General features: G+C 55.7%; 7 protein-coding genes. 4 read left to right on the top strand and 3 right to left on the bottom strand.

What is annotated here, in order from left to right:
* Positions 1-47 precede the first annotated feature (47 nt).
* The 4 genes from rnpA to mnmE all read left to right on the top strand — a co-directional run bounded on the left by rnpA (position 48) and on the right by mnmE (position 3,818).
* Positions 48-449 carry a ribonuclease P protein component gene (gene rnpA / locus ACIP66_RS27430; RefSeq protein ID WP_042704971.1) on the top strand — a complete coding sequence of 134 codons (402 nt, stop codon included), beginning with the start codon at positions 48-50 and terminating at the stop codon, positions 447-449.
* Positions 442-687, top strand: coding sequence for a membrane protein insertion efficiency factor YidD (gene yidD, locus ACIP66_RS27425; protein ID WP_010465488.1), 246 nt, complete (start codon positions 442-444; stop codon positions 685-687). The genes rnpA and yidD overlap by 8 nt, the downstream gene beginning before the upstream one ends.
* A gap of 2 nt (positions 688-689) precedes the next feature.
* Entirely contained in the window at positions 690-2,369 is a 1,680-nt protein-coding gene (gene yidC / locus ACIP66_RS27420) for a membrane protein insertase YidC (RefSeq protein WP_400652305.1), read from the top strand.
* Between the two features lie 78 nt (positions 2,370-2,447).
* A complete protein-coding gene (gene mnmE, locus ACIP66_RS27415) occupies positions 2,448-3,818 on the top strand; it encodes a tRNA uridine-5-carboxymethylaminomethyl(34) synthesis GTPase MnmE (RefSeq protein ID WP_008084392.1) in 1,371 nt (456 codons plus the stop codon).
* A 43-nt stretch (positions 3,819-3,861) separates the two neighbouring features.
* On the opposite strand, the gene ACIP66_RS27410 is transcribed toward mnmE, so the two are convergent.
* From ACIP66_RS27410 to ACIP66_RS27400, 3 genes are all read right to left on the bottom strand, one after another.
* Positions 3,862-6,297: a TonB-dependent siderophore receptor gene (locus tag ACIP66_RS27410; RefSeq protein WP_400652302.1), complete on the bottom strand. Its 2,436-nt coding sequence runs from the start codon at positions 6,295-6,297 to the stop codon at positions 3,862-3,864.
* Positions 6,298-6,416: 119 nt separating this feature from the next.
* Positions 6,417-7,364 (bottom strand): FecR domain-containing protein, encoded by a 948-nt coding sequence (locus ACIP66_RS27405; RefSeq protein WP_400652299.1) that lies wholly within the window; start codon positions 7,362-7,364, stop codon positions 6,417-6,419.
* Positions 7,364-7,870: a sigma-70 family RNA polymerase sigma factor gene (locus tag ACIP66_RS27400; RefSeq protein ID WP_400652297.1), complete on the bottom strand. Its 507-nt coding sequence runs from the start codon at positions 7,868-7,870 to the stop codon at positions 7,364-7,366. The genes ACIP66_RS27405 and ACIP66_RS27400 overlap by 1 nt, the downstream gene beginning before the upstream one ends.
* Positions 7,871-8,578 lie beyond the last annotated feature (708 nt).

The following is an 8,578-nucleotide window of genomic DNA, read 5'->3' as shown; positions in this document are numbered from 1 at the left end:
CCCCAACGCGCGAGCGCGTCTGGCCGAATGATAATCCGGTCCTGGAGGTGAGTCAGGACTTCAGTCGGGAAAAGCGTCTGCTTACCCCCCGGCATTTCAAGGCAGTCTTTGACTCCCCTACCGGCAAGGTTCCGGGGAAAAATCTCCTGCTCCTTGCACGCAACAACGATCTTGATCACCCCCGTCTCGGGCTGGTTATCGGGAAAAAGAGCGTAAAGCTCTCCGTTGAGCGCAATCGCCTCAAACGTTTGATGCGCGAATCGTTTCGTCTGCACCAGGATTCACTGGTCGGCTGGGACATCGTTATCGTCGCGCGCAAAGGTCTTGGCGATGTAGAAAACCCCGAATTGATTCAGCATTTCGGCAAGCTCTGGAAGCGTCTGGCACGCAGCAAGCCAGTTCCAGAAGTCAAAACCGAAACTGTAGGGGTAGACAGTCCTGATGCGTAAACTGGCCCTCGTTCCGATCCAGTTTTATCGCTATGCCATTAGTCCTTTGATGGCCAGCCACTGTCGTTTCTACCCCAGTTGTTCCTGCTACGCGTATGAAGCCATTGAAAATCATGGCCTTCTGCGCGGTGGCTGGCTGACCTTTCGTCGTTTAGGTCGCTGTCATCCGTGGAATCCCGGTGGTTATGACCCGGTTCCACCTATCCCTACCTCCCGTTCTTCTTCGATGGCCGAGTAATCATGGATATCAAACGCACGATCCTGATCGTCGCCCTGGCAATCGTGGCCTACGTTATGGTTCTTAAATGGAACCAGGACTATGGTCAGGCTGCTTTGCCGACTCAGAATGTTGCTTCCAGTACGACTACATCCGGTTTGCCGGACACCGCCACTGGCAATAATGCTGCCGCCAGTGACGATATTCCGCGCGCCGCTAGCGATACCAGCGCACCTGCCGAAACACCGGTAGCCGCCAGCAAGGATCTGATCCAGATCAAAACCGACGTGCTCGATCTCGCGATCGATCCACAAGGTGGTGATGTTGCTCAACTGACCTTGCCTCTGTATCCACGTCGTCAGGATCGTCCTGATGTTCCGTTCCAGCTGTTCGATAACGGCGGCGAACGTGTTTATCTGGCCCAAAGCGGTCTCATCGGCACCAACGGTCCGGACGCAAACCCGGCCGGTCGTCCGGTCTACTCCTCGGAGAAGAAGACTTATCAACTGGCTGACGGTCAGGACCAATTGGTCGTAGACCTGAAGTTCAGCAAGGACGGCGTCAATTACATCAAGCGTTTCACCCTGAAACGCGGCCTGTACGACGTAGCCGTTTCCTACATTGTGGATAACCAGAGCGCTCAGCCCTGGAACGGCGCAATGTTTGCTCAGTTGAAGCGTGATAACAGCGCTGACCCTTCGTCCACCACTGCTACTGGCACCGCGACTTACCTGGGCGCTGCCCTGTGGACAAGTTCGGAGCCGTACAAGAAAGTGTCCATGAAGGACATGGACAAGGCCCAACTGAAAGAAACCGTCACCGGTGGTTGGGTAGCCTGGCTGCAACACTACTTCGTGACCGCGTGGATTCCGGCGAAGGGCGAAAACAACGTCGTTCAGACCCGTAAAGACAGCAAAGGCAACTACATCATCGGTTACACCGGTCCAACACTGACCGCTGCACCAGGTGCCAAAGTTGAAACCAGCGCTGTGCTGTACGCCGGTCCGAAAAGCCAGGCTGTGCTGAAGCAGTTGTCCCCAGGTCTGGAACTGACCGTCGACTACGGCATTCTGTGGTTCATTGCTCAACCGATCTTCTGGTTGCTGCAACACATCCACGCGATCATTGGTAACTGGGGCTGGTCGATCATCTTCCTGACCATGCTGATCAAGGGTCTTTTCTTCCCTCTGTCGGCTGCCAGCTACAAATCGATGGCGCGTATGCGTGCCGTTGCACCGAAACTGGCTGCACTGAAAGAACAACATGGCGATGACCGGCAGAAAATGTCGCAAGCCATGATGGAGCTGTACAAGAAAGAGAAGATCAATCCGCTGGGTGGTTGCTTGCCAATCCTCGTGCAGATGCCGGTTTTCCTTTCGCTGTACTGGGTTCTGCTGGAAAGCGTGGAAATGCGCCAGGCGCCGTTCATGCTGTGGATCACTGACCTGTCGATCAAGGATCCGTTCTTCATTCTGCCGATCATCATGGGCGCAACCATGTTTATCCAGCAGCAGTTGAACCCGACTCCTCCGGATCCGATGCAGGCGAAGGTCATGAAAATGATGCCAATCATCTTCACCTTCTTCTTCCTGTGGTTCCCGGCTGGTCTGGTGCTGTACTGGGTTGTGAACAACTGCCTGTCCATCACCCAACAGTGGTACATCACACGTAAGATCGAACGGGCTACCAAAGCAGCCGCTTGATTTACACTGTGGATAACCACTCAAAACGCCCCCTAGTGGGGCGTTTTGCTATCTGTCATTTTTGTCTGGATTCCGGTTATGAGCGTACCTCGTGAAACCATCGCCGCTGTCGCCACCGCTCAAGGCCGTGGGGGTGTGGGCATCGTCCGTATTTCCGGGCCGTTGGCCAGTGTTGCGGCGAAAGCCATCAGCGGCCGCGAACTGAAACCGCGTTACGCCCATTACGGCCCGTTTTTCACTGACGACAAACAGGTGCTGGACGAAGGTCTGGCGCTGTATTTCCCGGGGCCTAATTCGTTCACCGGTGAAGACGTTCTGGAATTGCAGGGCCACGGCGGCCCGATCGTTCTGGATATGTTGCTCAAACGCTGCCTGGAACTGGGCTGCCGTCTGGCGCGTCCGGGAGAATTCAGCGAACGCGCCTTCCTCAATGACAAACTCGACCTGGCGCAAGCCGAGGCGATTGCCGATTTGATCGAAGCCAGTTCTGCACAGGCTGCACGTAATGCCCTGCGTTCATTGCAGGGTGCGTTTTCCCAGCGTGTGCATAACTTGACCGAACAGTTGATCGGCCTGCGCATCTACGTCGAAGCCGCCATCGACTTCCCGGAAGAAGAAATCGACTTCCTCGCCGATGGCCATGTGCTGAGCATGCTCGACAAAGTGCGCGATGAACTATCCACAGTGCTGCGCGAAGCCGGGCAGGGCGCATTGCTGCGCGATGGCATGACCGTAGTGATCGCCGGCCGTCCGAACGCCGGCAAGTCCAGCCTGTTGAATGCGTTGGCCGGTCGCGAAGCGGCAATCGTGACAGAGATCGCCGGCACCACTCGCGACATCCTCCGTGAACATATCCACATCGACGGCATGCCGTTGCACGTTGTCGATACCGCTGGCCTGCGTGATACCGATGATCATGTGGAAAAGATCGGCGTCGAGCGCGCGTTGAAAGCCATTGGTGAAGCTGATCGGGTGTTGCTGGTAGTCGACGCCACTGCGCCGGAAGCACTGGATCCGTTTGCCCTGTGGCCGGAGTTCCTCGAAACCCGGCCAGATCCGGCGAAAGTCACCTTGATCCGCAATAAAGCCGACCTGACCGGCGAAGCCATTGTTCTGGAAACCAGCGAAGACGGGCACGTGACGATCAGTCTCAGCGCCAAGTCGGCCGGTGAAGGCCTGGATCTGTTGCGCGATCATCTCAAAGCCTGCATGGGTTACGAGCAGACGTCGGAAAGCAGTTTCAGTGCACGTCGCCGGCATCTGGAGGCCTTGCGCCACGCCAGTGCGGCACTGGAACACGGCCGCGCCCAGCTGACCTTGGCTGGCGCCGGAGAGTTACTGGCGGAGGATTTACGCCAGGCCCAGCACTCTCTCGGCGAAATCACCGGGGCGTTCAGCTCTGATGATCTCTTGGGACGAATCTTTTCCAGTTTCTGTATCGGCAAATGACAAAAGGGGCTGTGGACAATTTATCCACAGCCCCTTTTTCGTTTTACCAGTTGTAGGAAACTGTACCGAGCAGAGTGCGATCCTCACCCCAATAGCAACGACCCGCGTCGTTGCAACCCGACACATATTCCTTGTCGAACAGGTTCTTCGCATTCAGGTCGACGCTCCAGTGCGTATCGATCTGATAACCGATGGCCGCATCCACCAAGGTAACGTCGCCGGCATCCAGCTTTCCGTAGAGAGAAGGCGAGGTGTACGCGAAGGCACTGTCGAAATAACGCACACCGCCACCCACATACAAACCTTTCAAGTCGCCATCAAGGAAGCGGTATTTCGCCCAGACCGAGGCCTGATTACGTGGAACGCCGGTCATTTGATGGCCTTTGACCAATGACGTCGCGGCATCCTTGGTGATTCGCGCGTCGGTGTAGGTATAAGCCGCAGTCACGTTGAGGTTCTGGGTCAGGTTGCTGTTGAGTTCCAGTTCCACACCCTTGGAACGGCTTTCGCCCACCTGGCGATAGCTCGATGTGGTGGCGTCGAAGTAGGTGTCGTCTTTTTTACGCAGGTCATACACCGATGCAGTGAAGGCAGTGTCCCAGCCGATCGGTTCGTACTTTAGGCCCACTTCATATTGGCTGCTGGTGATCGGGTCGAGTGGCGCGCCGGCATTGGAAATCTGTTGCACCGGCACGAACGAGGTCGAGTAGCTGACATACGGCGTCATGCCATTGTCGAACTGGTACATCACGCCGCCCTGATAGGTGAACTTCTTGTCCTCGGAGCTGATGTCGCTCGATTGCGCGACCTTGTCGCGAAAATCACTGTCGACCCAATCCTGACGGCCACCGAGCAGGAACAGCCAATGGTCGTACTTGCTCTGGATCTGTGCATAAACCCCTTTCATCTGCTGTTCCAGCAAGGTGTTTTGCACCGCAATCGGCGTGGTCGGATCGCGCAAGTACACCGGGTTATACACATCGATCGGCCCGACGATGCCGGCGTTCCAGTCCTGATTAAAGGAGGTGCGATCGTAGCTGGCGCCGAACAACACGGTGTTCTCCAGACCGCCGACCTGGAATTTGCCTTCCAGCTGGTTATCCAGCGAGTACACCATCGATTTGTTGAAGCGATCGTAGGCAGTCATGTTCAGACGCGTACCGAACCCGGCGTTATTGAGGTTGCCCGGCCAGGTTTCGTGGCGGGTAATGCGCGACTGCATGTAGCGCGAGTTCTGGCGGAACTGCCAGTCGTCGTTGAACGAGTGGCTGAACTCGTAACCGGTGCTCCAGGTTTCCCGTTCGAAGGTGTTCCAGTCCGGGTCGCCGAGCATGGTGCCTTTGGATAACTTGCCGTTGGGGTTGGTCAGCAAAGTCCCGGCGGCCGGTAGGCCAAGCTCCATGTTGGTGTGATCCTTCTGGTAGTTGGCCAGTAGGGTCAGCGTGTTGTAATCGTCGAAATTCAGGGTCAGCGATGGCGCGATGTAGATACGGTCGTCCGGAACGTGATCGGTCTGGGTGTCGGACTTGCGGCCAAGCATCACCACGCGTCCGAGCACGTTGCCGCTGTCATTGAGCGGGCCGGAGACATCGACGCCGATCTGCCGGCGATTGTTCGAGCCATAACCCAACTGCACTTCGCCTTGCGGTGCGGCGGTCGGGCGTTTGCTCACCAGATTGACCAGACCGCCCGGAGCGTTTTCCCCATAGAGCAGAGAAGACGGGCCGCGGAAAATCTCGACCCGCTCAAGTCCGTAGGGCTCGGTGCTGGTGTCGTAGCGATTGCCCTGTACGCGTAGTCCATCGCGCAACAGACCGTAGCCATAATCGGTGGCGTTGAAACCGCGAATGTAGAACAGGTCTCCAGCCAGACTGTCGCCGGCGGCGAACGGTGGGGCAAAGATCCCCGGCACGTAGCCGAGTACTTCAGTGAGCGTCTGAGATTTCTGATCTTTCATGCGTTGTGCGGTAACGACTGACACCGAGCGTGGCGTTTCCGACAACGGCGTACTGGTTTTCGTACCGATTCGACTGTTCTGCGCCTTGTATCCGACGTCCGCCGCGTAATCCAGATTCATCGGGTTGGCCAACTGACCATTGATGTTGGTCGGGGCCAGCTCCAGCGAATCACCGTTTGGCAGCGCCTGCAGAATGTAACTGCCCGGCGCCTGCGGTACGGCTTGCAAACCTGAGCCTTGCAGCAGTTGGGCAAAACCTTGGTCGACGGTGAAGTTGCCGTTCAACCCGACACTGCGCAAGCGGCTGGTCTGTTGCGGCGAGAACGACAGAATTACGTTGGCGGCCGAGGCGAACTGGCTCAGTGCATTGTCCAGAGGGCCCGCTGCAATCGCATAACGCTGAGTGGCCGATGCAGCGACGGCGTTATGGCTAATCACCAGACAGGACGCGGCGCTGGTCATCAGTAGGCTGTAAGCAATGCAGTGGTAGGAAAAACGCTGACGAAACGTGGGAAGACGCATGGGTGGATAAGCCCTGAAGGTGGCAAAGAGCCGCGTTTATCGCGATTACCTGTAGGGCCGGGTCAGGGCCAAAAAAGATAACCCTGTTTGCGATTTATTTTGCCCAGGCGAAATTTCGTTCAAACGTTGTGGCTGATCGAGACCCAGTAACGAGTGAAATAGCGCACGTTGATCGGCAGCGACGCCTGTAGATTGGCCAAGACTGCGTCAGTTGAATTGAGGCGGAATGTCCCGGAAACCCGCAGCTCCCGGGCACGCGCGTCGCAATGCAAAACCCCGCTGCGATAACGGCCCAATTCTTCAATCACATCGCCCAAGCGTGCATCGAGGACGATCAATTGACCGTTGATCCACGCCACTTCGGAGGATTTGAATGGATGAATGAGCCCTATGTGCTGACGATCAAAATCAGCGCCTTCGCCTGCCTGCAAGATTTTTGCGGTCGTTGAAGTATCACCGGGCTGAACACTGACCCGGTCTTCCAGCACTCCAACTCGGGTAGAACTCGATAGCTGGTGAACGGAGAAACGAGTGCCGAGTGCTTGAATCCGGCCATCCCGGGTTTCGACGAAAAAGGGCCGTTGATCACCCAGCTTTCCGGTTTGAATGAGGATCTCGCCGGAGCGCAGGCGAATCAGCCGCTGCGCCGGGTCGAAAGACACATCAATCGCAGTGTCGGTGTTGAGTTGAATCTGGCTGCCATCCGCCAATGTGATATTGCGACGCTGGCCAACGCCGGTTTTATAGTCGGCCCAGACATTTCCCAAGGAAGTGTGTTGCTGAACATTCCAGCCAACGAACCCCGTTCCCGCTGCGAGTAGCAACAATTTCAGCACTTGGCGACGTTGCTGACCGGTATTTAATGCGCGACGTTTCAGATCCTGTGGCAGCGTGCCGAGGTGGCGCTGCAATTGTTCCATCTGGTTCCACGCCTCCAGATGCGCCGGGTCGCTATCTATCCACAACTGCCAGGCCTTTTGTTCGGCGAGCGTTGGTGGATCTGCCTGAAACTGTACGTACCAACTGGCGGCTGCTTCGAAGATCTGGCGATTGGGGGCGATGGCCATCAACGTTGCGCCATGATCAGGGCACATTCCGTCAGGGCGCGGATCATGTGCTTCTTCACCGTGGTCAGCGAAACCTTCAATTGCAGAGCGATCTGTTGATAAGTCAGGCCATCGATCTGCGAGAGCATAAAGATTTTTTGGCTTCTGGCGCCAAGCCCGGCCAAGGCTTTATCCACAGCGACCAGGGTTTCGATGATCAGCGCCTTGTCTTCCTCGCTGATGGCAGTGGCTTCCGGTCGAGCCGCGAGGGTCTGCAAATAGGCGGCTTCGATAGCCTGTCTTCTATATCGGTCAATCACCAGACCGCGTGCAATGGTCGCCAGATAATCACGTGGCTCGCGAATCTGTGCGGCATTACGTGCCGCCAGAATCCGCACGAACGTGTCATGCGCCACATCGGCTGCATCGCAGGCGTCATGCAATTTTCCCTTGAGCCAGCCATGTAGCCACGAATGGTGTTGCTCGTAGATTCGCTCGATCGCAGCAGTGTGGGCGGGTAGGGACATGGGGAAAACTGACGAGTTAATGATAATGCCTATTATTAGCCCCTGTTACGTTCTCTCACAATAGCCCGCGCACTTCCCTCCATCGGCTTCTTTATCGCCAGCGAACCCTCGCTGGTGTTTTTTTTGCACTCTGGAAAAGGCGTTTTATCGTTTTTCTGTGGATTAAGCCCTGTGAATAACTGCCACTAAGGGCAGTTGATAACAGGGCCTGAAAACTGGACATAAACCCCTCTGTGGATAACCACCCCTTTCATCCACAGGCTTAAACCGGTTATCCAAGGCCCTCATTGGCACATGAACACAGGGTTTTGAATCTCTGTACACATTGAAAACAAAGGCCTGTAGAGATCTATCCACAGAAAGTAGGCTCAGTAGAAATAAACATAAAAACAAAGGTTTTATAAATTTCTCTCTTTTTTATTCTTTTAACCTCGAGTTCTCCACAGCTGGTTAAATTTTGTGCAAAGGGTTCTTTAGGAAGGGCGAAGTCCCTATACTTGTCGACCAGGTTCAAAAACCTGATCTCAAACTATTCCTGAATTACCTACTTAAGCAGGCACGAGGTGCGTGGTGGATTTCCCTTCCCGTTTTGAAGTGATCGTCATCGGCGGCGGTCATGCCGGTACGGCGGATCAGGTCGGCAAACAAATTCTCGTGGAAAACAGCCGCTAGGTGCCGCAAGACCTGGCAACCCTCGGTCCAGATGTA

The organism is Pseudomonas sp. NPDC088429 (genome assembly GCF_044753305.1).
Lineage (GTDB): Bacteria > Pseudomonadota > Gammaproteobacteria > Pseudomonadales > Pseudomonadaceae > Aquipseudomonas > Aquipseudomonas rustica.
This window is presented reverse-complemented; position numbering and strand designations above follow the sequence as displayed.

Bases quoted from the DNA above. Each gene is read 5' to 3' on its own strand.
- yidD (WP_010465488.1), top strand. From the start codon at position 442: ATGCGTAAACTGGCCCTCGTTCCGATCCAGTTTTATCGCTATGCCATT.
- yidC (WP_400652305.1), top strand. From the start codon at position 690: ATGGATATCAAACGCACGATCCTGATCGTCGCCCTGGCAATCGTGGCC.
- mnmE (WP_008084392.1), top strand. From the start codon at position 2,448: ATGAGCGTACCTCGTGAAACCATCGCCGCTGTCGCCACCGCTCAAGGC.
- ACIP66_RS27410 (WP_400652302.1), bottom strand. From the start codon at position 6,297: ATGCGTCTTCCCACGTTTCGTCAGCGTTTTTCCTACCACTGCATTGCT.
- ACIP66_RS27405 (WP_400652299.1), bottom strand. From the start codon at position 7,364: ATGGCCATCGCCCCCAATCGCCAGATCTTCGAAGCAGCCGCCAGTTGG.
- ACIP66_RS27400 (WP_400652297.1), bottom strand. From the start codon at position 7,870: ATGTCCCTACCCGCCCACACTGCTGCGATCGAGCGAATCTACGAGCAA.